24 protein-coding genes are annotated in these 26,013 nt (G+C 47.3%); 6 read left to right on the top strand and 18 right to left on the bottom strand.

Features of this window, described 5'->3' with window-relative positions:
• Nucleotide 1: 1 nt before the first annotated feature.
• The 4 genes from D7Z26_RS06285 to D7Z26_RS06275 all read right to left on the bottom strand — a co-directional run bounded on the left by D7Z26_RS06285 (nt 2) and on the right by D7Z26_RS06275 (nt 5,105).
• Nucleotides 2-1,753: a sensor histidine kinase gene (locus D7Z26_RS06285; protein WP_120975207.1), complete on the bottom strand. Its 1,752-nt coding sequence runs from the start codon at nt 1,751-1,753 to the stop codon at nt 2-4.
• Nucleotides 1,754-1,826: 73 nt separating this feature from the next.
• The gene (locus D7Z26_RS06280) at nt 1,827-3,374 is read right to left on the bottom strand and encodes a GH35 family beta-galactosidase (RefSeq protein ID WP_158602219.1); all 1,548 of its coding nucleotides are present in this window, start codon (nt 3,372-3,374) and stop codon (nt 1,827-1,829) included.
• A 1,266-nt stretch (nt 3,375-4,640) separates the two neighbouring features.
• Nucleotides 4,641-4,775 carry a hypothetical protein gene (locus D7Z26_RS27910; protein WP_267900979.1) on the bottom strand — a complete coding sequence of 45 codons (135 nt, stop codon included), beginning with the start codon at nt 4,773-4,775 and terminating at the stop codon, nt 4,641-4,643.
• Nucleotides 4,776-4,811: 36 nt separating this feature from the next.
• Nucleotides 4,812-5,105 (bottom strand): hypothetical protein, encoded by a 294-nt coding sequence (locus D7Z26_RS06275; RefSeq protein ID WP_120975205.1) that lies wholly within the window; start codon nt 5,103-5,105, stop codon nt 4,812-4,814.
• Nucleotides 5,106-5,469: 364 nt separating this feature from the next.
• Here D7Z26_RS06275 and D7Z26_RS27695 point away from each other — a divergent pair, with 364 nt between their 5' ends.
• On the top strand, nt 5,470-5,928 hold the full coding sequence (locus tag D7Z26_RS27695) for a tetraspanin family protein (RefSeq protein ID WP_233566671.1): 459 nt from the start codon (nt 5,470-5,472) through the stop codon (nt 5,926-5,928).
• Nucleotides 5,925-6,236 (top strand): helix-turn-helix domain-containing protein, encoded by a 312-nt coding sequence (locus tag D7Z26_RS27690; protein WP_325050432.1) that lies wholly within the window; start codon nt 5,925-5,927, stop codon nt 6,234-6,236. The genes D7Z26_RS27695 and D7Z26_RS27690 overlap by 4 nt, the downstream gene beginning before the upstream one ends.
• On the opposite strand, the gene D7Z26_RS27440 is transcribed toward D7Z26_RS27690, so the two are convergent.
• The 5 genes from D7Z26_RS27440 to D7Z26_RS27685 all read right to left on the bottom strand — a co-directional run bounded on the left by D7Z26_RS27440 (nt 6,230) and on the right by D7Z26_RS27685 (nt 9,073).
• A complete protein-coding gene (locus D7Z26_RS27440) occupies nt 6,230-7,024 on the bottom strand; it encodes a sialate O-acetylesterase (RefSeq protein WP_199731669.1) in 795 nt (264 codons plus the stop codon). The genes D7Z26_RS27690 and D7Z26_RS27440 overlap by 7 nt on opposite strands.
• Nucleotides 6,927-7,508 carry a sugar-binding domain-containing protein gene (locus D7Z26_RS27435; RefSeq protein ID WP_199731668.1) on the bottom strand — a complete coding sequence of 194 codons (582 nt, stop codon included), beginning with the start codon at nt 7,506-7,508 and terminating at the stop codon, nt 6,927-6,929. Before D7Z26_RS27435 ends, D7Z26_RS27440 begins: the two co-directional genes overlap by 98 nt.
• Before the next feature lie 88 nt (nt 7,509-7,596).
• Nucleotides 7,597-8,085 carry a hypothetical protein gene (locus D7Z26_RS27430; protein ID WP_199731667.1) on the bottom strand — a complete coding sequence of 163 codons (489 nt, stop codon included), beginning with the start codon at nt 8,083-8,085 and terminating at the stop codon, nt 7,597-7,599.
• Nucleotides 8,086-8,121: 36 nt separating this feature from the next.
• Nucleotides 8,122-8,775 carry a carboxylesterase family protein gene (locus tag D7Z26_RS06260; RefSeq protein WP_233566688.1) on the bottom strand — a complete coding sequence of 218 codons (654 nt, stop codon included), beginning with the start codon at nt 8,773-8,775 and terminating at the stop codon, nt 8,122-8,124.
• A gap of 199 nt (nt 8,776-8,974) precedes the next feature.
• Nucleotides 8,975-9,073, bottom strand: coding sequence for a carboxylesterase family protein (locus D7Z26_RS27685; protein ID WP_233566687.1), 99 nt, complete (start codon nt 9,071-9,073; stop codon nt 8,975-8,977).
• 714 nt (nt 9,074-9,787) lie between these two features.
• Between D7Z26_RS27685 and D7Z26_RS06255 the strand changes: the two genes are divergently transcribed.
• A complete protein-coding gene (locus D7Z26_RS06255; RefSeq protein WP_120975204.1) occupies nt 9,788-10,762 on the top strand; it encodes a ketoacyl-ACP synthase III in 975 nt (324 codons plus the stop codon).
• Between the two features lie 109 nt (nt 10,763-10,871).
• The gene (locus D7Z26_RS06250; RefSeq protein WP_120975203.1) at nt 10,872-11,906 is read left to right on the top strand and encodes a mannose-1-phosphate guanylyltransferase; all 1,035 of its coding nucleotides are present in this window, start codon (nt 10,872-10,874) and stop codon (nt 11,904-11,906) included.
• A 71-nt stretch (nt 11,907-11,977) separates the two neighbouring features.
• Here the strand turns inward: D7Z26_RS06250 and D7Z26_RS06245 are convergent, their stop codons facing one another.
• From D7Z26_RS06245 to D7Z26_RS27265, 3 genes are all read right to left on the bottom strand, one after another.
• Complete coding sequence (locus tag D7Z26_RS06245) at nt 11,978-16,936, bottom strand: Athe_2463 domain-containing protein (RefSeq protein WP_120975202.1); 4,959 nt, start codon at nt 16,934-16,936, stop codon at nt 11,978-11,980.
• A 283-nt stretch (nt 16,937-17,219) separates the two neighbouring features.
• The gene (locus D7Z26_RS27270) at nt 17,220-18,443 is read right to left on the bottom strand and encodes an S-layer homology domain-containing protein (protein WP_158602218.1); all 1,224 of its coding nucleotides are present in this window, start codon (nt 18,441-18,443) and stop codon (nt 17,220-17,222) included.
• A 198-nt stretch (nt 18,444-18,641) separates the two neighbouring features.
• Nucleotides 18,642-18,800 carry a hypothetical protein gene (locus D7Z26_RS27265; protein ID WP_158602217.1) on the bottom strand — a complete coding sequence of 53 codons (159 nt, stop codon included), beginning with the start codon at nt 18,798-18,800 and terminating at the stop codon, nt 18,642-18,644.
• Between the two features lie 132 nt (nt 18,801-18,932).
• On the opposite strand from D7Z26_RS27265, the gene D7Z26_RS06235 reads away from it, so the two are divergent.
• Nucleotides 18,933-19,199 carry a hypothetical protein gene (locus tag D7Z26_RS06235; protein ID WP_120975201.1) on the top strand — a complete coding sequence of 89 codons (267 nt, stop codon included), beginning with the start codon at nt 18,933-18,935 and terminating at the stop codon, nt 19,197-19,199.
• Nucleotides 19,200-19,274: 75 nt separating this feature from the next.
• Nucleotides 19,275-19,883: a hypothetical protein gene (locus D7Z26_RS06230; protein WP_120975200.1), complete on the top strand. Its 609-nt coding sequence runs from the start codon at nt 19,275-19,277 to the stop codon at nt 19,881-19,883.
• Nucleotides 19,884-20,005: 122 nt separating this feature from the next.
• On the opposite strand, the gene D7Z26_RS06225 is transcribed toward D7Z26_RS06230, so the two are convergent.
• From D7Z26_RS06225 to D7Z26_RS06200, 6 genes are all read right to left on the bottom strand, one after another.
• The gene (locus D7Z26_RS06225; RefSeq protein WP_120975199.1) at nt 20,006-21,499 is read right to left on the bottom strand and encodes a class I adenylate-forming enzyme family protein; all 1,494 of its coding nucleotides are present in this window, start codon (nt 21,497-21,499) and stop codon (nt 20,006-20,008) included.
• A gap of 86 nt (nt 21,500-21,585) precedes the next feature.
• Complete coding sequence (locus D7Z26_RS06220) at nt 21,586-22,497, bottom strand: NAD-dependent epimerase/dehydratase family protein (protein ID WP_120975198.1); 912 nt, start codon at nt 22,495-22,497, stop codon at nt 21,586-21,588.
• Nucleotides 22,498-22,657: 160 nt separating this feature from the next.
• Nucleotides 22,658-22,984: a hypothetical protein gene (locus tag D7Z26_RS06215; RefSeq protein WP_120975197.1), complete on the bottom strand. Its 327-nt coding sequence runs from the start codon at nt 22,982-22,984 to the stop codon at nt 22,658-22,660.
• A 138-nt stretch (nt 22,985-23,122) separates the two neighbouring features.
• Nucleotides 23,123-23,713 carry a 4-hydroxybenzoate synthetase gene (locus D7Z26_RS06210; RefSeq protein WP_120975196.1) on the bottom strand — a complete coding sequence of 197 codons (591 nt, stop codon included), beginning with the start codon at nt 23,711-23,713 and terminating at the stop codon, nt 23,123-23,125.
• 160 nt (nt 23,714-23,873) lie between these two features.
• Complete coding sequence (locus D7Z26_RS06205; RefSeq protein WP_120975195.1) at nt 23,874-24,827, bottom strand: aldolase catalytic domain-containing protein; 954 nt, start codon at nt 24,825-24,827, stop codon at nt 23,874-23,876.
• A 20-nt stretch (nt 24,828-24,847) separates the two neighbouring features.
• Nucleotides 24,848-25,666 carry a hypothetical protein gene (locus tag D7Z26_RS06200; protein WP_120975194.1) on the bottom strand — a complete coding sequence of 273 codons (819 nt, stop codon included), beginning with the start codon at nt 25,664-25,666 and terminating at the stop codon, nt 24,848-24,850.
• Nucleotides 25,667-26,013: the final 347 nt, after the last annotated feature.

The following is a 26,013-nucleotide window of genomic DNA, read 5'->3' as shown; positions in this document are numbered from 1 at the left end:
GTCAATCCTTTCCTTCATCCGTCGTCCGCATCGGAATAAAGATCTCTACGACGGCGCCTTGAGGGTGCCCATTATAGCATTCCAATCGGGCCGAAGCTCCATAGAGCAGCTTAAGCCGCTCTTGGACGTTCCAAATCCCGATGTGCTCCCCTTGCTCGTCGACGATACGGCGTCCGGCGCGGATGCTCTCCAACGCCGACTCCCGGAATCCCTTTCCCGAATCGCGAATCAGGATTCGAACGCGTGGCTCCAGTCCCGTCTCGTCCCATTCGACTTCGATGGCAAGCTCGATCGGTTCCTCGATGGACACCGCATGTTTGATCGTATTTTCGACGAAAGTTTGAATCAACAGCGGCGGAATCGGAACATCCGACAAATAATCGGGTACCGAAATGCTGCATGTCAAGTTATGTGGAAATCTCAATTCTTGAATGCGCACATAATTGCGAATATGGCGTAGTTCATCTTTTAAGGGTACAAAATCGAAATTGCTCCGGAACATGTATCGAAAATAGTTCACTAGACTGAGCGTCATTTCTTGAATCAGCTCGAAATTACGGACCTGCGCGAGATTAAACAATATATTTAACGAGTTCAGGTAAAAATGGGGATTGATCTGAAGCTGCAGGTGCTGAAGCTCCGCCTTCTGTTTGCTCAGTTGCTCTTCGTAGACGTGAATCTTGAGCTCCTCGATCTGCGACATCATCTGGTTAAACGTGCGATTGACGACCCGAAATTCGTCCGACGTCGGAAATGATTCGATGCGCATATTAACGTTGCCCTCGCCGATGCGACGCATCGCGGCAACAATCCTTCTTAAAGGCCTAAGCAACACCTTGCGCAGGAAAAGAAGACTGATCGGCAGCAGAAGAATCGAAGCGAAGGAAATCAACTTGATCATCCGATTCAGATAGGGGAGGTTCTCCAAAATCTGCTCGTCCGGGATGATCGCCACCATACTGAAGCTCCCTTTGCCTGAAGGCTCTCCGACAATCAAATAGTGATGGCGTGCGCCCGACATATAGTAGTTTTGCAAGTCGCGGGACAGATCGATTTGATCGTCGGGCAACGGTAGGGTGCTGACCATCGTTTCTCCACGATCGGTCACGAACAAGGCGGCGCCGGTCTCTCCGAGGCGGATCAGATGCAGCGGAACGAGCAGCGTCTTCGCGTTTACCCATGCGCCGATGTAGAGATTTCCGCTTTTGAAGGTGCGAGTCAGATAATAAGTCTCGTTAATCTTGCGAACCTGCCAAGCCGTTTTTTCCCCGTTCATCTCGTCCCGGACGCTAAGAAACCCCTCTTCCAAACTGTCCCGTACGGCAACGATCTCGGAGTAACTGCTCGCTGCGCTTGAGACATCAAGCATGTCCTGTCTTGCGAATGAATAGACAAAAAAACCGTCGATGGACTTGTAGAGCAAAATATCCGTGGACAGCTTGCGGGATACGGCGGCTTTGGCCAACTGATATTCATCGTCCGTACGCGGATCTCCCATCGTCTGAACATCCAGATCCGACAATGTTAGCCCGATAAGATCCCGTTCTACATCCGACAATTGGCCGTCGATTTGATTCATGTACATGGACATCATATTTTTGTTGGACAGGGCCACTTGGTTGTGAACGACACCAACGCTGTAATAATTGTTATAGATCAGCAACGTAATCAACGGGACGATGACGCATAGCAGGCCGAATATTAATTTGAAGCGAATGGAATTCCAAGGCATTCTAGTGAGAAGGCCGACCATTTTTGTTCCTCCTTCTATGTCCAAAAAGAGACTGTCGGAAAGAACCGAACAGTCTCATTATATCTCTAACGCGTTACTCGAATTTATACATCTCGATTCGCAGAGCCGCAGGATGGCTGCCGACTCCAACTCCGTAAGCGGCCTCATCACCGTTTAGAACGCGGCTGCGAATCCACTCGTTATCGACAAATTTCCCTTCTTCGATTCGAATATACCCGACTGCGGCCGATTCCCCGCGCTTTGGCAAAAATTCAGCGGAAAATCCGATGCCCGCCAAAATGAATTCGTTGTCCGACAACTCGATGACGAGACCGCCGGCTATCGGCTTGCCTTCTTGCTGTCGCTTGTAGCTCAATTTCAAATCATATTCGGTCAAAGAAAGCAAGCACCCGTTATCGTGATTTTGCAGGAAACCTGTCATTTTCCCCGTTCCGCGGTGCTTGTGAATGATCCCCATCATGTTCCCAAGCAGCTCGTAGCTCCGTGCGAGATACGGGCCCGTACCGTTCAGTTGAAAGGCCGACATATCGATGTTAAGAGCCATCATTAGACCGAAATCGATTCCTCCGCCATCATCCTGAGGCGGAGAAAGGAAGTCCTCGATGCCAAAAGGCGCGAAGCACAGCGCATCAAACTTGCCGATCGCGTAGAACACGTTCGTCGCCGATACTATGTCCCTTCTGGCTTCGGGAATAAACAACGGATTATCGTTGCCGGCCGTATATTCCGCGCACACTTCCGCAAAATTAGGCAAATAGATGTCCGGAGCGTACAGGCAGATCGTCGGGGCCGTCGCTTTCCACAGCTTCATCACCTTGGCGATGGGACCTCCGCTTGGGTAAGTGCCAGCACGCCACGGAAATTGCTCAAGCCAGGCATTAACGAACATCGGCAACGGATACGCTTCCGTTCCCGCGCTTGCGATTCGTTCGATCGCTTTGGCATAATGATACGCCATAAAGTATTCGCCGGCATCCTCCCCGAACGATTTGGTCCACGTTTCGCTTATGCCGTAAGCAGCTTCCGCTTCCGGCGGAACCGCTGCGGCGAAAGTCGCATTAGCGAAATCGGAATAGTCTCTGTCGCTTCCGAGGAACCCGATTTCGTTCTCCACTTGCACCATAATAACCGTATGCGTATCACCGTCCACCTTCTTCAGATGATTCATCCATTCTTTGAAGGCGCTGGCATCGGCTTGAACTGCTGCCTCGCACAAAGGCGAGATCGTGTCGGAAATGCCATTGTTCTGATAACGTGCCCTGAAAAAGGTTCGATAATCCTTCTTGACCCAACCGGGAGCGTAAGTGGATCTTCCATTTTTCCACAGTCCGAACCATAGCACCACTAGACGTACGTTATGTTCACGGGCTTGTTCGATAATGCCGTCCATCAATTCGAAGTCGAATTCGCCTCGGACCGGCTCGATCAACTCCCAATAAACCGGCAAAATAACCGTGTTCAGATGCAACCCTTTCAGATAGGGCCACACCTTCTCCTTCATATACGCCAAGTTGGAGGAACTGGAATTGTGGATCTCTCCTCCCAAAGCCACGAACGGCTTGCCGTCGACATACAGATTGAAGACTCCGTTTTCCTTTTTTAATTGCGGCAACTGCTTCATTCTGTAACCCCCGATCCTATTCATGCAGAAAACTGACCTCAGTCTATCCCTTCTACGAATAGTCGGCTACTCTGTTTCCGACTATTCACTTGCATTATTACGACATCATAAACAATTTATTAACCACCTGAGCGGATCAACCCGGCTAGCGCCTTTCATCAACTAATAATTGAAATGGACTGGTCAAAATAACCGGCACGATAGTTTCTATAGAAATCTTATCAATGCCAAGCATAATTTCGCCGAACTTATTCGGAGGTTTGTGCCCTTACCGTTTAAGAACGAGAGGTGCAAAGACGAGATTGCGCTATTCATCATTTATGAAGTAGGGTACCCCCTACCATGTATTTTTACTGGGGCTTGGGATTGCTCTTGCAGTTGTGATTGTACTTGAGCTTGGAATTGGAGTTGGTATTGTGACAGAGATCGAATCTGCTCTTGGATTTGTCGGAACGTTAAAGTGATATGACTCGAGGGTATAGCACAACCTCGAACGACGTGATGCTGTCTCTTTTATTGACACCAGTTATAGCCTGAACCGCCATCTTCATTTGACCACTCGTTTTGCCACAATCGATCCTTCAATCCTATATTCGCAACCCACTAACTATTTGTTTATCAACTACTTCCTCGATTTCCGTCTCCTTCACAACAAACCTATACTGTGCTAGTACCACTTCCATGTCCTCCTAATCGATGTCATAGTGGCTCGCACCTACATTTCGCTTTCCATAAAAAACCTATAGCGAGTTGCTCGTTATACCCCCTAAAAACATCTAATGGCTTCGCCCCTTGAAAATAAAGAGCAAAGCCATTTGGTATAGATTATTTACTGTTATGCCGGATGATATTATTTACATTTTAACCAATAACAACCAATAAAGAAACAATAGATTCATAATCATATATCGGAATTAACTCAACTAAAATTAACCCAAATAATAAAATCTGGGCTCAATGCAAAATTCCATTGAGCCCAGATAAATTAAGGCTTCCATCCCACTTACTCACATTCACTCTAATAACAACCCATAATCGTCCCCATATTGTGCTATAGATGAATATTACTTCAGAGTTAAGATTTCAGGAGGCAGAGCGCTGGGAGTTTCCTCGCTTACTTCAAGATGTGAATGAAGCTGACGAGCCGATTCAAAATAAGCTGAGAAAGCTCTATACGGCAATTGGCCAAGACTATATCAGACATTCGAGTTCAATTACTTTTTCTTTTCCGAAGGACAGACGGGTAAAATGATACGGGCCGTCGATTCAAACGTGGAAGTCATGTACGCCGTTCTTGATCGTAATCTCGCAAAACCGATCAAGATAATCTCCCACAAATATCCGCGAGCCCTTCAATCGATTGCCGCTGATCGCACCGATAGCCCCGAGAATGAGATTCAAAGCCTACATCCCACCTATGAATAGACCCGCTATAGCTCAATACACTCGCTTGTACCGTACCGCTGCTGATGACGTCTCCCCAATATTCGCGTACGTATTGAATGTCGATTCTATAAACGGGATCAGATCGTATCTCAACTCGTAATCGAAATAGTTGAATCCCAACATGTTGGTCCCTTCGGGATTGACGGAGCGATCAGCCCAATCATGCGCGCTTCTTCCGTTCGGCATAATCACAATGACCGGATCATTAACTCCGTCGCCGATTAGATTATCTAACATATTGCACAGGATGGAGACGCTTCCATCCTCCCGCTCCCGCGTAACCACTCGTACTGGTCTCCGCTTACTTCATGAAGCAAATACAGCACAACGTATCGGTATCCAGGTCATTATGCTTACACCCCCCGCCGGTAGATAGACGCTGCACGCTTTCAGGAGCGGCTCCCCGCTTACCTTTGCCCTTCCCCCTATTCGATACGTCGATCCGTCACAAGCTCTCGAGACGAATTAATATAGTAATATACCGGGAAAGCAATTTCCCTTACCGTTCCCCGTTTCGCGCACTCCGCCACCTTCATCCATTATCGCTCACTCTCGCTTCCTCTGGCATCGTTTACCGCGCTCTCCAAATTCGAATCCTCGTCCTTACTCCTGTGGTATACTGGTAATAAAAATTCAGGGAGGGAGACGGATGACCCACATTTATTACGTTGAATGTAATATGACGCATGCAAGCAATTTCGTGATCGATGTTCCCGTCGGGTTAAACTGGCTTCTCGTCATTACCAAAACGCCCGCGCTATTCTGGGTCGATGGCGAGCTCAAAGAATGTCCGGCCCATAGCGCCATCCTCTACCGACCACAACTGAAAGTTTATTACCAAGCGTGCGGATCTCATTTCATCAATGACTGGAAACGTTTCGAAACCAATGAACCTTTCATTACTGATTCTTCGCTTCCATGCGGCGTTCCTTTTTCCGTGAGCGATCCCGATTACTGCCAGAAGCTGTTTGAACTTCTTGCCATGGAGCACAACTATAATCGGGATTACAAGAAATTTTCAATCGTCTGCTTGCTAAGAACGCTGTTCAATAAGCTATTGGAATCTGCTTTCATGATAATATCACGCCCCAGTATCACAATCTATTGAGACTTCGCACCGCCATTCAAAAGGATCCGGGCAATTGTTGGACGGTTTCGGAAATAGCTGATTATCTTCAAGTCAGCCCAGGCTATCTATTGAACATCTACAAGAAAGCTTTTGGCGTTTCCTGCATGGATGACGTTATCAGAAGTCGAATTCGATTGGCCAAAGAATTTTTGATTCATAGTGCCGAAAGCATTGCCGATATCGCATCCCACTGCGGCTATCAAAACGTAGAACATTTCTGCAGGCAGTTCAAAAAGATAACGGGGGAATCGCCAAGAACCTACCAAAAACAATATAAATATTATTGATTTCTATTATTCCTTAGAGAATGGCGATGAAGGCAAGCCTTCCCGATTATACAGATTAGCGCCTTCCGGATTATCGGCCACGCGTACCTTACCTGTAAAAGATCGGGAATATGCTCGTGCCACACCGCAACGCGATCATCCTCTATGCTTGCGTTCACCCAAAAAAACATTTGATCAGCACCTGCTATAGCGAAGTGTTTGAGCTCAGCACCGTCTTTAGCGACAAGTCCGCCGCCAGTATGATTAAAGTGCAGGATGATCCGATGGCCTTTCTTTTCCGCATATTGAAACAGCGGGTCGGATATTACCGCCGCTTCATCCTCATAAACGACTTTCCGGGCAGCGAGCGCCGGCCTGTATCCTACATCTATCTTGTTAACTGAATGAATATCGTTCCATTCTCCAATATCGATTGTCACGGCCATACCAGTCATCGGTACAGCAAGTGTTTTCCGCTGAGCCTCCCTTAACGCCGCCCATTGGCTTTCGGAAGGCATGGCTACGGGCTCAGAATAGTTGGGCAATTGTACGTAGAGAAAAGGAATATTTCCCCGGCTCCATTTTTTTCTCCAATCTGCAATCAATGTTCGGAACAGAGGTCCGTATGCTTCGGGCCGCTTCAAGTTAGATTCGCCTTGATACCAGACGAAGCCTTTGATCGTATAGGGGACAATCGGCGCGATCATACCGTTATACAAGCCCGTAGGTCGCCACTGAACGAAGGAAGGGTCGGGCATCGGGCCGCACTTGACCCCAATCAAATACTGCCATTCGCCGGAAATGTCCAAGCCCCGATCCCCGATTCGAAGATGATACGGCTTCCCCCTTATAAAACCCGCCTTTCCCGGAAAGATTGACTACCCTAACTACAATCGTATTTTTACCTTCCAACAGCAAACCTTTCGGAATGTCATACTTTCTCGGAATATATTGGCTCGGTAACGTTCCGATCTTTATTCCGTTGAAGTAAACGATGTCCTCGTCTATCACGTTTCCCATCTCAAGCGTCGTCGGATCGCCCGCCCACGAAGCTGGAATCTCGATTTCCTTACGGAACCAGAGGACTCCGTTGAATGCACCCAAGCCCTCATCTTCCCATACCGATGGCACCGGGATAGTAGGCCAGGCGGAAGCGTCAAATGCAGGATCGTAACACGGCAATCCATCGATAGGCAATCCCGAGTCATTTTGATTAATATGGTTGTACCATTGCTCTTGGTTTACTTGATCCTCACGAGCTAACGACGCCAAATAATTCTGATCTTTAAGCATTCGCAAGTCTTCCGAATATTTCTGAAACGGCGCAAGAGCATCCTCGCTCATAAAGCTTCAACTAGCGCTCCGCCCAAACTTGCGTTGATCAGCCCAATTGGCACGCGGTATCGTTCATATAGCTTGGCGGCAAAAAAATAACCTGCTGCGGTGAAATTCTGAACGCTTGCAGTATCGACCGCCAACCAACCCCCGGATTCGAAGTCGTCATGAGGCTGATTGAAATCGTACTTGACCGGGACATTGAAATGCCGAATCGCATCGTTTTCCGCATTCGCCACTTCATCAGGAAACGCTTGCCGTAGTGAGACCATCTGCATTCCATGTTGGATTGACCCGAACATAACCACACATCGCCTAGCAAAATATTGCGGATCTCGATGCGTTCCGCCCCGTCTCCGGTTTCGATCGTTATCTCGTAGGGGCCGCCAGCATTCCCTGTATCCACATGGATCAGCCATTGCCCGAGTGGATCCGCGGTTCCTGTGTAGACACGGTCGTTGAATTGAATGATAATGTCCTCTTCCGTCGACGACCATCCCCATATATTGATTTGCGCGTTTCGTTGCAACACCATCCGTCGCCGATCAACCGGGAAAGGCGAATCTTCGATTTATTCTGCATGAACTCTCTTCCAATTCTTTTTGAAATATTGTTGCACGAGAAATCTCATGAGCTCGCTCGGCTCTTCTCTTGAGAACTCGGAACGGTCCGCGAACAGCATTCCATATGGAGCTGTCAGCGAATAGGCTTCCCATCGCGGCAGTTCCTCTCCCGTCGAGTCATGTCCGTTAGGATCTCCGGAACGAATGAAGTAGGCCCAATAATTGCACATTTGGCGGGCCAGATCGTAATGCTTGCCAACAAACGGTCTCCAGCACTTAGCAAGCGTCTCGAAGAAAAACCAGAGGTCCACCGAGTGGAAGGTACCGGGATTATCCCAACCGGGTATTTCCACGTCGAAGACATAATAGTACATTGGCGTATTGGCAACCATATCAGCATTGGCTTGCGTGGCGACGCGAATCGCATATTCGCTGCTGCTCACGGATGCTCTCTTCTTTCTCTCCTCGATATCGGTACAACGTGCTTCGCAAAGCTCCATATACGCGCCGGCATCATCACCGAACATGTCCACGGCCATCTTCTTTAATTCCTTTAACGTTTCCGCCTTCGGAACGCTGAAAAACTCGGAGGATGTATGGCCGAACATGACTGGCACCTTCCAGTGCTCGTTTTGAATGAATCGCTCAAATGGGTTGTCCACGCAGAACGCTTGGTCTGCGACAGTACTCCAGAACGTCCCGTACGCCACGGCTTTGTCGCGAATGAATTCCGCATCCAGCAGACGAGCTTCCGCAAGTGTGGATACTCTCGGATAAGGAAAAACTCCACGCCGTCCTGTTCTGCGTCCGCCAAATGATATCGAAATCCAGGCATAAGCGCCCCCGGGTAAAGATTCGCAATCATTCCGCTTTGGACGATCGCCCTTTGAAAAAGCCCTCGTTCTGCGGAGAAGTGAGCTGGCTCATGACGCTTCCACCGCCTGCGGATTGTCCGCCGATCGCGATGTTGTCCGGATCGCCCCCGAATTGTTGATACGATTGAATCGCACTGATTTAAAAGACTTAAAGTGGTTATCAAGGAGTTCCTTCGGTAGAATTAAAAACACGGATCAGCCCCCGATGGGCTGATCCGTGTTTTGTTTATGGCGCTTCTTAAATAATCGTTTTTCCAACTTTTGCTTCGCAGGTAATTTTTGCTTTTACTTATTTCCTTTCTCCGTTTCCTTGTGGAGTTCAGCGGCTAGTTCGAAATCTTCTGATTCAAAAGGATTCATCGTGAGGCCTTGCAGTCTGTTTAATTTTCTTAAAAGCTTGGTTGAGGTGCCTCAATTCAATAGTCATTCCTTCTCTTCTGCGAGAGATTCCACAAAAATCACTGCAGGATCCGGAGGCAAGAATTTGCAGTAGACGCGAATCACGAGTGCGATGGCACCGTATATTTCCGGACTACAATACAAACCAGCTACGCGTTAAATCAGCTTCTTTCCAATAAGATAATGTATTCGCCCCAAAAATAATGAATAAAAATACCGAACTGTGTATATTCTCTGTATTTATGACCGCTTTCTATAACAAACTCTGCAAACTTTCTCTACAATTCTGACACCACCCAATTGACTTTTCAGCCAGACAGAAGTAACATAAATAATTAATACCAGGTACTAATACTATGTACTATAAAATGAATTGTTTTTTCATAAAGGAGGGTTTAGGATGACCGAAACCGCATTTGTATCTCGCGCTCGCGTAACGGCGATCGGTAGTTACGTACCCGAACGATTGATAACGAATGAGGATCTGGAACGGTTAGTGGAGACGAATAATGAATGGATCGTACGCAGAACCGGGATCGAGCAACGCCATCAGGCAGCAGAAGGCCAGTCTACGAGCGATTTGGCGATCGCGGCCGTGCAAAACCTCATTGAACGCTTTCCTGCAGCAGCTCACGGAATAGATGCGATACTGGTCGCCACTTCCACTGCCGACAAACCTTTTCCTTCCGTTGCCTCGCAGGTTCAACAAGCGATCGGCGCCCGTAACAGCTTCGCCATCGACTTAAGCGCAGCATGTGCCGGCTTCGTCTCCGCTCTCCAATTGGCGAACGGACTCCTATTGTCGGGAGTTTATCGCAAAGTCCTCGTCATCGGAGCGGAGACGCTGACGAAAATGACGGATTACACCGACCGATCGACTTGCATTTTATTCGGCGACGGAGCCGGCGCGGTGCTCGTTGAAGCAGCCGCGGACGACGAAGTCGGGTCTTTCCTCGCGGCGAATGCAGACACGGAAGGAGCGGGCGGCATACATGTATATTGCAACGACGAAGGCAATATCGTTCAGAACGGCAGGGAAGTATACAAGTGGGCGTTAACCGTCGTTCCCGAAGGCGTACGAGGTTTACTCACCCAAGCGGGAAAGACGCTCGACGATCTAGATTGGTTCGTGCCGCATAGCGCGAATCTACGGATGATCGAAGCAATCTGCGAAAGATTGGCGCTGACTCCCGAGAAGGCTTTGCAAAGCGTCGTCAATAATGGCAATACTTCCGCTGCCTCTATTCCGCTCGCACTCGATGCTGCATTTAAGGAAGGAAAGCTTCAATCCGGACAACTGATGGCGCTATACGGATTCGGCTCAGGCTTGACTCAATCTGGTTTACTGCTGCGATGGACGATGATACGAGCTTAAAACGGTTACGGTCATTCGCCAATTTGTATGAGTACGGTGCATTACTCCATGAATCATTGTCCTTCTACTCATAGAATACGTAGAAGTTTAAATGTCAGGGAGTGTATAGATGAAGATCATCATATTAGCCGGAGGTTCTGGAACCAGGTTTTGGCCCAAAAGCGTTAAAGCGATACCGAAGCAATTCCTCGCTTTAACTTCGGAAAGAACGATGATCCAGGAAACCTATTTGCGTTTCCAAGAATGGCTGCCTCCCAAGAACATCTTCGTCGCTACGATCGAACAATATGTGGAGACCGTTAAGGAACAGTTGCCGTGGCTTTCCGAAGAGCAGATTATTGTTGAGCCGATGCCTAGAGATACCGGTCCTTGCATTGCATTAACCGCCTCAAATTTTTTGAATCACGGTGACGATGAAGTTCTTGTGACCATGCCCTCGGATCATTATATTTCGGATACATCCGAATTGCGTCGCGTGTTGGATGCCGCGGAGAGCAAAGCTAAACAATCCGCTTGCATTGTCACTCTTGGCGTTCCGCCATCGCGACCGGAAATCGGATACGGTTATATTGAAACTCAATCAGAAGAGACTCAGGACGGGATCTACAAGGTTAACCATTTCTTCGAAAAACCTTCTATTGAAAAAGCCCAACAATTCATTGAGAGAAAACATATGTTTTGGAACAGTGGAATTTTCATCTGGAAGCCATCTACAATAGCTCATTACATGATGGAGTATCATGGATCGATGTGGTCGATACTTACCGGTTCGGCGGAATTGATCAAGGAACGATATGCGGAGCTTCCGAAGATCTCCATCGACTACGCGATTTTGGAAAAAGCCGAAGAGATTTATTGCATTCCCGTCGGGTTTAAATGGGACGATATCGGATTATGGTCTTCTATGGAACGCATTTATCCGGTAGATTCGGACGGAAATCTCCTTCACGGGAACATTCATGCTCTAAATACTACGGACACCACCGTGATCTCCGATCATAAACAGACGATTGTCATCGGATTGGACCATGCGATTGTCGTTCATACGGAGTTTGGATTACTCATATGCAACAAATCGGAAGTTCACAAGGTGAAGGACATCCTGCAACGGATCGAAATGGAGTCGGTATATGGCGTTCACTGAAAAAAAGCGCCCTTTTTCCTGATGGTAATCGGGAGAAAGGGCGCTTAGCCTGTTTCTAGTTAATCATGCGATCATTGGATGCGATGGACTTGTACGTATTGGTCCGTTGTGCCTTTAATCTGGATCATTACGACTGAGGTTTTAGTAACTCCGTTGCTATAAGTGACAGTAAACTCGAAAGAATAGGCTCCCTCCGGCAATTCCGCGAAGATAATGTGAGTATCCGCTTCCCTCAGCAGACCTTTCCACAAAGGTGACCCTGGCGCCGACTTTGCTAAGCTTTTTTTGAGTTCGGCCGAGGCAAAGGCCTTCACCGTTAGCGGTATCGTTCCGGAGGATCCCGTATCGGTTACCGTCGATTCCAGCACGAAAGCTTCTCCTGCCCAGAACCAATGAGCCGGACGTTGCGTGTTGGGATGCTTCTCATTGTAATGAAGTCGGTTAGCTTCCCACGCATCGGTATGTTTAACGTAACCTTGAACACCTAGCCCTCTTACAAGCATCGTATGGTTACGTATGACCGGATCGGCTTTACCGTCGCTGATCGATTGTCGTATCGTCCATGTTCCAGTTGCGGCGGCACCCTCAGGGAGCCGGTAATCCGGTCCCACGGATACATAAGGATACACCGTATTAAAAGTTTCCTCATATCGAATCGTTCCTGAAGGATCTGTAATCCTATAGTGAACGGTTAGAGGATCTCGTTCATTGTCTCCAAGCCCGATGGAACGAATATGGACCAAGTCCCCTTCGTAGATCGGCATTCCGGTATCGTTGGCGTCATACGTGTAATGCTTGAAGTCTCCGAAAGGAGGAGTATTGTTTACCAATTGAACCTGAAGCGACCTTGTTTCGCTATTGCCGTTGGGCGTTCGCGAAGTCCACTCGAACGTATAGGTACCGTCCGGAATAGCTCCGACCGGGGTAAACGGAACGCTCCATTGTTTGCTGCCTACGCCCGCTATTGATGATACCTGCCCAGAGAGACTAAGCGTTCTTTGAAACGACTTTCCTTTGAACGCGATGACGGTCGTCTGGTCGGGATATTCCGTCGTATCGGCCGTCAGCTTGAACGGGTATCCTACGACGACCGTATTCGTCGCAGCACCCTCCGCATCGAGAATCGCCGGCGCAAGCTGGATCGGAGTCAACACCTTTACCGTGAAGTCCTTGTATTCGAAAACACCGCTTGAACCGTTCGCCCGTATACGATAAGGGTATATCCCGTCCGGAGTCATCGCCGGGATCGTCGTAACTACGTCCGTCCAAGCGATATCGCTCCCGGATTTGACTCCCGTATAGTAGGGAACGATTTTATTAATATAGCTTCCCATCATGAACTGAAGATCAACGGAAAACGGATATCGCGTCCACAGACCGTAACCGGTCACGGTTTCGCTGGCCGGAACGCCGCTTGCGATCGTAAACGTCGGATCGGTCGATTTCAGCTTAGCTTGCAGTTGAGGCGGAGGGGATTGCGCCAACGTGAAGTTCATGAGGAATGGATCCGACCACACGCCTTCCAAATCCTTCACGAAATACTCCAGCTTGTATGTTCCAGGCTCCAATCGGTCCGGTATTTTGTAAAACCATTCTCCCCCGTCCTTTCGATACCGGATTTTACGTTCTACGATTCCCTTCGCGATCGGGTCGCTTACGTTATGATCCAGATCATAAGACTGATCGACCCATGTCGTCTCGTAACAAGCGCAACCCGTCGCGTACGTCCAATCCAACGTCGCTAGGGCAATCGGTTTGCGGTGAACGCGGACGATCGTTTCTGCTTCATTGGAATAATACGAGTATTTGGCGAATGCCGGGTCGGTGTCCGGCCGATCTTTAACGCGGCGGAAAATTCGGTACTCTCCCGTCTGCGCAAAGCTTGTCCGAAGCGTTTCATTCGACCATATCGGATCATCACCCGATCTTAGCGCGAAGGACGCATGGCCCATCGAATTGTCGAAGTAGCTCTCATTATGGACGTACATCGTTTCTCTCTTCACGATCGGATCATTCTCCACGTCATTCTCGGACGTAAACAGCTGAAACGACTCATTGACTAGCACGAGTTGCGATGCGGTCGGCGGATTATGCGAGGCGATATAATCGACGATGCTCTGGATGATCGCTTCGATCGTTTGTCCCTTGTTCTCGATGAAATAATCATAGACCGTCTGCGTTTTAATAGCCGGTGCGCCAACAACAATCGCTTTAGAGTCGGATTGAGCCATCGCCTTCTTGAAATCGGCTAGTTCGCTGATTGCACCATCCGAGATATAAATGACATATTTCTCCGATGTAGTTCGCGTGAAAGAATTGACGAAGGGCTGTCTTATATCCTTTGATATCGTTCCGGTATATGTACCGTACCAATCGTCTACTAACCGGATATTAGGTACCCAGAAGGAAACCGTTCTCGTAGCAGTACCGCTATAACTAGCAACGAAATAGGAAGTACAAGAGGATCCCGGCGTACCCATATAAGGACATGCTGAACCGCTAGTTCCGGTTCTATCCATTGTGCCGCTGTAACCATCGCCATCGCTATAAGGTTGTGATCCTGGACAGTTATTCGGATTTTGTCCCCCACCCCAATGACCCGCACTGTCATAAGTACCTTGAAGCGCCGTAGGACACGTACCTGAAACGGATTTACTTTCCGTTTTGGTATCGTAATATCCGAAATCATGCGAATACGGCTGATTATTCTCGCTTACGAGCGGCAGGCTTCCGCAATAGTTCGTCGGACTGCAAAAGGAATAAACGCTTAAACTCGGGTTGCTAGATGGTCTTGTACCCGTATAGACGACTTGAGACGTCGTGTCATAATGGGTATACGTGTGCATATCCCATACCCGTAATTCGGGATCGATGCCCTCTACGCGAAGCTGGTTGTTTATCGTAATCGGATTTGCGTTCACGTAATTAATTTTGCTTTGTTCTAGGTTTTTATCTAGCAGGAACCAAGTATCGACCTGTTGCCGGATCGAAGGAATATCCGTATAGAGGTCCGAGTAAGGCAAGTAATTATCTACCTCGAATTCAACCTGCTGCTCAGAGCTTCGTTTATCCGCGGCTGTCAGGAATTCAGGGAACGTTTCTTGTCCGTACTCCTCCTCGACCTTCACTTTAATCCGATACTTACCAAGCTTGTTGATTCTCGGCTTATAACTCGTTATCGCCCCTTCAAAGGAGTCGATGAGCTTCGTATAAGTTTCATCTCCACGCTCGTCATAATAAACTTCGAAGCTATTCTTAGTGATGATATCCCCGTCGTTGCTGACTGCTTCGTAATAAAGAGGCAAGTCCTCTCCGCGGGCAATCTGACTAGAATACGGAGTCATAATAATAGCCGGATCGTAGTCCGGAATAACCGAGAATGTAATGACGAACGGATCCGAAGTACGCCCAAGCGAATTTGTAACGGTTAATCTGACTTCGTATTCTCCGGGACTCTTGTACAAAAATTCCTTGTGCAGCGTTTGATCGATTTTCATTTTACGATCGCTGTCGCTGCCTGCCGAAGCACCCCAAGCCCAATCGTAATGAGTGATCGGATAGCGGGCGAGAACGTATTGATCGTTCGCGTCCGGAATCGTCGAGTAATCGTCGATCGTCATTTTACGATTCTCTTTGTACGTCCCTCCGAAAAGTTTGTAAAAGGCATGCGGTTTCGTATCATGGACAAGTACCCAGTCCGTGGACACGCATCCGGTTTGAGGTCCATTGGGTATCCAAGCCACATCAATACGATTCACTCCGTCCGCATCATCGCCGAATACATACTTGCCGGCGAAAAACTCATTTGCGTCTATTTCCGCGCCATTTACTTTTACGATTCTTTTGCTAACCTTACTCAAGTCCGTACCGTCGGAAGCGTCCGCAAACGGGACGATATCAAATGCATGTTCTCCGATGCTTGGCTTACATTCAAGCGGCGTTGAGTTCTCTTTAATAACCGGAATGACTTCTTCGATGATTGGCTTTCCTAGAGTGACCGTTTTAGAGACTGTTTCATAGGTTTCGCATAATTTCCCTTTTTCCGGATCTTGGTAGCAAGACGTTGATGCCAAGATGTAAGTGATCTTATCGCCGTCCTTCAATGTACCTTTATTAAGTTTAATAGGGACATCTTTGGCGTACGCAACATACTTTTCATTCATGTAGTTTAGATCGCCGTCTTTACTCGCAGAGCGAGTGGCCATCGTCGTTAATTGTCCGCCAGGATACGCGATCTTCACTTCAAGTTTCCATTCTTCTTTGGGCTTCAGATCATAACGCGTGTAATACAGTGCTTTTTTATAGCGGTCGTTATAATAGTCCGAATCTTTCAAATTACTTTGAATGTTAAACTTGAAGGTTTCTTCATCCGACCACTTGTTCAGATCCGTCTCTGCTTTCGTCACAATAATATCAGGAAGATTCCCCGGCATATCTTTACCGGACGTCTTCGGCACCACGAAGGTCTGATACCAGATCGCCCCGTCCGATTTCTTATGCCACATTCGACCTAAACCTTCTGCCCATACGGTCGGATCTTGTTCTACGTACATGTAATCGAACAAATTGTGTAGCGTGTCTGGTTCCTTTCCTCCTATAGTAGCGGCTTGTTGTACTTGGACTTGGGGGGATTTAATTAATTTATTTGCTGTTGTCACACCTTCTTTAGTTTTATATACAAAATCAGTATCTTCACCTCCAAATCCTTTCGCTAAGATTGGACTCATTGTACCTGGGCGATCCGATCTCCCTGAAGTAAGCAAGCTGGTCCAAGGCTTGAATACCCAATCGCGTTTGTTTGGGTCGGAGTAAGTAATGGCATCATTAATGAAAAAAGGATTTGAGAACAATACACCAAACCTGTCATACCCGTAATAACGATACTCGCCGTAAGGATTTCCAATCGGAAACGCAGGATGCTTGTTATCTTTACTTCGCGTGGCTCCGTCCGGATATTGGTCGATCGTTTCCGGATCTTGCCACCCACGCTTAAACCCGTTGCCTTTTCGATTTTCGGTAATGCTTTCCATTACTGGTTTACCGCTACTATCCTTCTGGACATAAACGATTCTACCGAACCGATCAAATAAATACTGATTAAAAGGATACGATTCCCCACCATCATTTGCTTTGCTACATTTCGGGAAACCAGGCGGCGGCGTAACGCCCGCATTTGTATCTAAGCAGATTTCCTCCTTACTCTTTGCGGCAAAAGTGATATTAGGGAATGTTGGAATAAGCGTTAACAATATTGAGAAGAGAACAACAAAGACCAGTTCCTTTTTCTTATGTATTATTTTCACAGAAACCACCTCACTTGCTGTCTGGATATGCTGAGATGGTAACCGCTAAAATGTTGCCTAGATTATTAATAACAATCTGACGTTTTCCAATTACTTTCGTCCCACTTGGAGTAGCACTATTAAGAATCAATTTACTAACGGTCGTTGCATCTGCAGTGTTAAAGATGACCTTAAGTAGATCATTTACAGGCGTAGCCGCTCTATTAATGCTTCCATCCTTTTCAATGTTCAATCCTACATAATAGGAATTTCCGCTTAGGTTAAAAACTACATCATAATATTGCTCTGGATCAGCGAATTTTTCGAAATAAAATAACTTCCGTTTCGCTTTCTCTTTCTCTTTCTCATCTTTGTAGTACCATAGCTTTCCACTATCAATTAATGAAGTACCATTAAAGTTTGCAAGTTGACCAGTCAATGTTTCATAAGCTTTTTTCATCTCCAAATTCGGAAATACAATTCGCTTTAGTGCTGTGAATTCATAAGATGGAACATCGGAGTAGAATTTTCCCGACATATTAGGTATTTGAGGAGAACGCAGGGATGGATTTTTCACGCGTTCAATAATCGCAATTGCTTCTGCGCGAGTAACAACTTTTTTAGGCTGCCAGTTTCCATCAGAAAACCCTGTCATAAGTCCTCTTATTACTGTCGCACCGACAGAAGCACGAGAAAACGTATCGATTTTAGCATTGTCTTTGATTTGAGATGTAGCTACTTCAGCGTAGGAATCTAGTATAAAGTCATCAAGATGTTCAGCCATATGGTTTGAAATGCTTGCTGCGCGCTCCCGCGTTAATGCTTCTTCAAAACGCCCGTTAAACTCGCCGCTTATTACACCCAAGTATTTTAATGTGTTTACATAGTTGATGTACCACGGTTTGCCTAATGAAAAGTCGAATTTGACACCATAAAAAGTTACTTCTTTACTGGATTCCGGAACCCTAGCAAACGTTTCTTTAGACCAATTAATATCTCCACTTCCATCCTTCTCGGTGAGCGACAACACCAACATGGCCATGAATTGAGAAGCCGTCACGGGATCATTAGGCCTGAACGTCCCATCCGGAAACCCTTTTACATATCCGGCTGTCGCGGCTTGAACGATAGACGCATAAGCCCAGTGAGAAGACTGAACATCCTTAAACATAGGCTTGTCCGCCGCTGCCGCATAGGCAGGAATATTCACCAACATAATCGCGATCGCAACGAACAATGAAAGCATCCTTCTCATTAATTACACTCCTTTTATGATGGGAATTAGAAATTCAGCTTGCTGCTGCCTCACTCCACTTCTATCAAAATGGAAATAAAAAAAGAAAGCACGGCCGGCGTCGGTTAAAACGTCTGCGGGTGCTTCCTCGCGTGAACATCCAATATTTAGATAATTTATTATATAAACAACAATATTCGTCCGTCAACTAAAAATTTGTCAATTATTAGCCGATTGTGTTCCAAGCATCTCCTGACCGATCGTTTGAAGCTTCGTTAACGCCTCCGATACGGATTGTTTGCCTGCTTTAACGGCATCGAATTCCTGTTGCATGCATTCACACGGTTCCAAGTCCGTCAGCTTGCCTTCGTTCCTCATTTTTATGCGTTCATAGGAGCGTTAATAGGAACTTCTCTAGCAGTTCATAGCAGATGCCCAACACTTCAAAGGCCTGTTCACCATACAATGAGAAGTGGTAATCGAATTTGTGAACAAAAGGGAGAGATGAACATGAAGAAGAAAGAGACGAGCAAAACTGAAACGCTATTGTTCGTCTTTGGAATATCTTTTGCGGTATTTATTTTGTTGTTCGTTATTATTGCAACGGTAATCATGATCGTGAAAGCATACAGAAAAGGCGATACGCTGCTTTCGCTACTGCGGTCGACGCCAGACGGAGAGAGTGACGCGAAAGATGTTCCTGCATCCGAGGTATGGCCGGTTGAACCGATCAAGCATAACGATAAAAACATGCAAGAAAACTCAAATTTCAATTAGGCGGCAAAACGAATGCCTTCTGGGAGCGAACAACACTAACTTGGAAAAACATAAGGCAAAGGATGGTGCTTCAGATTGGCAAATCATTCGTCGGAGCAGGCGCATAACGAACAATCGCAACAGGTCCCGGACGAGTCTAAACAAGCCGTATTCGAGCAGCGGTTGGCCAGCGCTGTCGATCTGCATAATAAAGGGCTCATCGGGGACGCGGACGCCGTCCGGGAAGCCAACATCGTGTTCGAGCAATTGCGTAAAGATTATCCCGACCACCCGATTGCAGTCGCGTTTCACGGAAGCATCATGTCGTTGATCGCTCGCGATGAATCAAACCCGATGATACGTTTTCAATGGGCGAACCGCGGATTGAAGCTACTTGATGAAGCGGTAGCATCCTCGCCGTTGGACAATAGGATTCGAATGCTGCGCGGCAGCATTTCTTATCATCTTCCGGAGCAGTTTTTCCACCGGACGGAAACGGCAATCGAAGATTATCTTATTCTAATCGATAGGGAATTGCACACCCCCGGCAGCATTCCCAAAGAAAAGTACGAGAAGCTGATCTATGAGCTTGGCGATGCCTATCATCGCACTGACCGGCTGCAGGAGGCCGAGCTCTGTTGGAGTATGCTGTTAACGCAAACAGCGGACCCCAAGTACCGCCATCTCATCAAGCAGAAGATGTGAAAGGCAAACCACCCTATGCGTAGAACAACATTAAAGAGCCCTAGACCGGCAACCGGCCTAGGGCTTTTGCTCATTATATTCGATATCCGCCGGCATTTCGAAGATCCTCCGGCGTCAGCCGCTTACAATTGGTCGCGCCATCTTTGTGCTAGTTCAAGGCGGTTGGCCTTACCCGCGGCATTCAGCGGAATTTCCTCAACAAAGCAAACGTAGGCGGGGACTTTATAACGGGCTAGACGGCTTGCGCAAAACGCAAGGATTTCTCGTTTCTTCTTCGCTTCAGATTCGGCATCCATCGGTTCGCGAATGCGGATAAAGGCGATCGGTTCCTGCATGCGTTCGGGATGGTGGATGCCAACGACAACGGCATCTTCGACGCCGCTCGCTTCCTGCAGCACGTTCTCCACCTCTCCGGGAAAAATCCGAAATCCGCTTCGTTTGATCATATCGTGCTTCCGACCGCACAAATATAAATAACCTTGTTCGTCGAGAAAGCCCATATCCCCGGTTCTCACAAAATCGCCTACACAAGTTTTACTTGTCGCCTCCGGATCGCCATAATAAGCCTTCATCCGGTAACGCGTCTTGACCCATACTTCTCCAACTTCTCCTGCAGGCAGGTCCCTATTATTCTCGTCCGCAATTCTAACCGTGATGAAAAAGACGGGTTTCCCGCATGAACCTTCCTTGTTGGCCCATTCGTCGTCATTGATCATCGTAATCATTCCTACTTCGCTGGTACCGTATAAATCGGTGACCCGTACGTGCGACGGCAGTTCTTTTATTCTCGATTTTAATGCGTTCGTCAGCGGCTCGCCGTTTGTCATGATATGTTTCACAGAGGACGGAAACTTGGCTCCTATCCGCTCCATGTCATCCAACCATCTCATGAGGTCGCTCGGACCGAGATTTATGAAAGAAATGGGATACCGTTCATTCAAATCCATCCAAATTGCGGTGGATTGCCTGGCTACTACGACCGTATTGCCCTCTTGAAGGATGTTGCATGCTGTTGTCATACTGCCGCGGAAAGCGAGCGGTTGTATCAACAAATGAAAACGCGGTTTCGTCACGTGACTGCTTGCCGACAGCCTCAAATTAAAGATGGATTTGGCGACTAAAATTCCTTTCGGGGTTCCGGTCGTTCCCGATGTGAAGAACACAATGTCGGTACCCCGCCCGGTCAAATGCACTGCGTTGTTCGGATATTCGGAAACGTCAACCTCATCTATACACAAAAGCCTGAATGGAGCCTCCTTATGGAGTTTCAATTCCCTCATGAATTCTCGAGTTGTAATTAACAGTCGGGCATTCGTTGTAACCGCCAAATCGATAACATCATTGGCTGTATAATAGGCAGCATTGGAATTCATGAGATACGGCACGACTTCCGCCCGTATGGTTGCGACCAACACTTCGATAAACTCGACTCGGTTGGGAAGCATCAGCAGAACCCCATCGCCCGGCGTAACGCCGGCCGCTTGCAAAGCGCTAACCCAGCGGTTGGCCCGCTCGTCCAAAACTCCATACGTAAGGGCTGCATGATCATCTATAACTGCGGCTCGCTCCGGATCCTTTGCAGCCCATAGGGCTACCGAGGTTGAAACTTCGTCCACGACGGATCTCCTCCCAATCGAATCGGCAGCATGAAGTTCCCAAACTAGGCCGGGTAATGCAGCTACTGCTCCTTTTTGCCAAAGTACTATTTTCCCCAGTAGGCAAAGGTTTCCGTTAAGCCTTCACCCAGTTCCATGAGCGGTTGCCAACGCAGCAGCAGGGAAGCTTTTCTATTGTCGAGGCAGCTGTGTTCGATGTCGCCTTTTCTTGCCGGTGTATGGACAACATCGAGATCCGCTCCGTGAATCCGAGAAAGCATGGATACCAACTTGTTGATTGAAGTCTTGTTCGATGAGCTGACTTGAGCGGTTTCCTGGTTTCCTCGTTCAATAGCAGCCAGCATAGCCCCGACGACATCCTTCACGTAAATAAAATCCCGGGTTTGTTCTCCGTCGCCGTGAACATTAAGAGGTTTGCCTGCTTGAATCCGGTCGAGAAAAACTGCCACTACGCCTCCTTCCCCTTTCGGCGTTTGTCTAGGTCCATAGACGTTGCTGAAACGAAGGACTGTATAGGGAATGTCATATAACTGATTAAATAGGCGGATATATGACTCGGCGGACCGCTTTGATAAGCCATAATAGGAAATCGGAGCGACCGGGTCCTCTTCAGAAATGCGTTCCTTTTGCAAATTTCCATATACCGCGGAAGTAGACGCGAAGACCAGCTTCACGCCGCCGGCTTCACGGCAAGCTTCGAGAAGGTTGATCGTACCGCAAACATTTACATCCGCATCGTATTTCGGATCGAGAAGAGACTTCTGCACATCTGTTTGTGCAGCCAAGTGAAACACGACATCCGGCTTCTCCCGAAGGATAAGCTTTTTAGCCTCGTTACTTCGAATGTCCATGCGGTTAAGTACGACAGACGGATGAATCCAGCGCCGCTCTCCGAAAACCAAATTGTCAATAACCGATACCTGAATGCCTTCGCGCACAAGAGCTTCTACGAGATGGGAACCTATGAAACCAGCTCCCCCGGTTACAATGGCTTTCATGATCACTCTCCTTTAGCGTCTATGTATCGTATGCGGATTAGAAGGCTTGGGAACGAGGCGTTTGTCTAAAACCATTAAGAAAGGGCAGAGGTTAGAAAAAAGACCTTTACCACTTATAAGTGATAAAAGGTCTTCACTGGACTGGGAGTAAATCTATCTTTTAAGGGCTTCCGGATATCACGTAGTCCGTTTCGTCGCTAGTAATCGTAATTACGCTATTCGTATTAAGCAAATTATCAAGCAGACTTTCGGCAACGGTCACAAATTGGATTTTGCTATAAAGATCTCCTTGGAAAATCGTAAATAAGGATAGACCGTTAAGAAAAGGATTTAGAGCATCTCCGTATTGGACATCAAGCTGTTGCTGCGGATTTAAGGTAAAGGATACGGTCCCGTCTTGATTGTATGGGAACGTTCCTTGACGAACAAAAAGCGTCATCTGTAGCGTTGCTGCACTATTATTGATGAATGTTTTTAGACCTGCCATAGTTATTTTTCTCTCCTTTCCATTTGAGATACCTTATCCTATTCACTCTCAAAGGAATTGCTAGGTCGTATATAATAGTCAAATTTGCTATTTTCGATCAAGATCAATAGCCGTTTTGCCCCCGCCTTGACCCGCAACTTACCGCTTATCTTCATTGCGTACCTGTTTCCACCGGTCGAGAATCATGTTCGGATTAAAATATTCGAGCAAATAGATACCGGGTTGAGAGCCAAAGTCAATCGAGTATTTTTTATACGGTATTTTGCTTTTAGTAGGAGAAAAACGAAGCTGTATCGGCTTATAAAATAAGTCGACGGTTTCCGTATCGTTACTCCATCCCGAATCGACCACCTTGCGCGAGGTTTGAAGCCCGAAGGCACCGATGGTCTTCCCGATTCCTTCTTGTTTGGCGACAATCGTTTCAAACATTAGAGGCGGTAAGTATTCCGAGCATACAAGCGCAATATTGTGTGAGATAACGCGCTGACTCTTGGAGCCTATCAGAATGGATTCTCTCACATAGTAAGGAGCGTCTAGAACTTTGCCAAGATGAGCCGTTTGTTCTTCGTTTAATTGTTCCTGCCGGATTACTTGCAGAGACATTGTTTCGCCCATCAAGGTTTCTAGAATATCGGTTGTCCTTCCGTCAGTGATTAGCAATATATTGAATAACAGCTTGTGCAAGAAGTCGAACCCTGAGTCGATGTCCGTGATTTCCGTTCTAGTCATTTAATCTCCTCCATAAAAACAATCCGGATGCTTGGATCATGATATGATCGGAAACTATCGGACAACAACAGCATCTACCTATAAGTTAGAAAAGATAGATTATCGCCGTCATTAGCAATTCGCGTAGCTAAAGGAGCCCTGATGCCTGGCCAATTTTCGACTAAGATTTAACATTGGGCACGGTCAGCATATCATAGAATTGAAGAGCCATATTTCTGTCAGGTGAGTTAAGAAACGCCATAGCGGAACGAGGATGCTCATCGAACATCCCTGTGATCATATACGGAATAAGATAACCCCATTCTTCTATGTTGCGAAGAGGAATCATATATTTCTCAACCATATCAAGGACGGGGCGAAGACTGTAGTTTGAATTTTTCAAGAGTCCCACCAACAATTCCGTCGGACAGTTGCCTGCAGCACGGCCCATGCCATATACGGAACAATCCAGCAGTTCAACGCCGTGGTCCGCAGCTGCCAGCGTGTTGGCAAGGCCTAGCTGCAAGTTGTTGTGCATATGTGCGCCTAGACGCTTACTCGGAAGGTGCTTCTGAAACATCTTCACCAAATACTGGATGTCACTCGGCATTAAACTGCCATAAGAATCCACGATATAGACAACGTCTACGACGCTATGCGAGATCCTCTTGAACGCTTCGATTAGCTGGTTCTCTTTGACATTGGAAAGCGCCATTATGTTAAGAGTCGATTCGTAGCCACGCTCATGGAACAACTGCACCAATTCCAGCGCTTCATCGACGTCCTTGATATAGCAGGCGACGCGGATCAGATCAAGCATGCTTTTCTCGCGCGGAACAATATCGTTAACGTCAACCCGGCCGATATCAACCAATGCCGAGAGCTTGGTGGTCTGTTTCTCTTCGATCACTTCTTGCAGAAAGTCATCCTTCAGGAAGCGCCAAGGGCCGGAGGATTCGGAGCCTTTGAGCAGCTTAGGTGAGTTTTTGTAGCCGATCTCCATATAATCTACGCCGGCTGCGTTTAAGCATTTATACAGATGTTGAACGAATTCGACACTGAAATCCCAATTGTTGACAAGACCGCCGTCGCGTATCGTGCAGTCAATGATTTTGTGTTTCTTACCGACAATCATGGAAACAGGCTCCCTTCTGTTCATCTGATGAAGATCTTAGGCTTCGCCGGCATGGATTTCTGTCTTGCCCGGTTGCGCTGGACGCGGACAATGATCTTCTTATTGCTAGCTTTCACCGGTATGGATTTCAGTCTTGTCCGGATGCTGCTCTTGCTACGGACAATGGTCTTCTTATTGCTAGCTTTCACCGGTATGGATTTCTGTCTTGTCTGGCTGCTCTTGCTACGGACAATGGTCTTCTTATTGCTTGGCTTCGCCGCGGATTTCTTCAAATCTCGGACTACGCGCCTGAGAATTGGTTTTGGCCCTCGCTTGACACTCCTTTTCACCGCTTCTTTTCTCCGCCGCCTCCTCGCATACTCGCCGGAGTCGGATCTTTTCATGCTTCTATTCGATCTATCACGCAGACGCAGAGGGGCATTTCTCTTAACTTCCTTATCGTGACGCGATTCGATTGAGGTTTCGTCTTTCGAAGGTTCTATCAATTTCCTTAATCGAGTGAGCAAGGACGACGCTGTATGACGAAAAACGATCTGGACCAACTCTGGAGCGATGGCACGAATCGATGATTTATCAGCGTCCTTAAGCTGTATTTTGTTCAGTTCATCCTGGATAAACTTCCGCCAGCTTATCTCTTCCTCATCCGTAATTGACTCAGTATTCGCGGCAGTTTGCGATCCGGCAAACATTCCTTTTTCGACATTCGCAACCTCATCGGAAGCGTCCGGCGGCCAGTCGAGTTCAAGTTCGGTTCTAGGCTCACCGTCTGGATCATCCGGCTGTATTTTTTTTCGTTCGAGCTGAATGAATTGCTTCCATATTATTTCTTCCTCTTCCAATAAATGTACCTCCCTGCCGATTAGGAATTTTCCTTGTTCATGTTATTACGGAACATGCTTCTTTGAAACAAACAGAAGCGGAACTTCTGTCCGAATCGGTACATTGTGTCACAACCTATATAAGACGTTCATCAAATGATACGGACATACATACATCTTTAGCTGTTCATTCCAGTTGACCCACACTTCAAATGGCTGTACACCATACAATGAGAAATACGCTACCGTATTTTCGGGAGGTGAAGCAGTTTGGAACTAGTTTCGCGAAATGATAGGTATTCAGATCGTGAAATCATATAAAAGGCGGATCGCTGCTCTCACTGCTGCAATCCCTCTTAACGATAAAG

This window comes from Cohnella endophytica, from assembly GCF_003628305.1.
In the GTDB taxonomy this organism is placed as follows: Bacteria; Bacillota; Bacilli; order Paenibacillales; family Paenibacillaceae; genus Cohnella; species Cohnella endophytica.
Note: the sequence above shows the minus strand (reverse complement) of the source record. Positions and strands in the feature narration are given on the sequence as shown.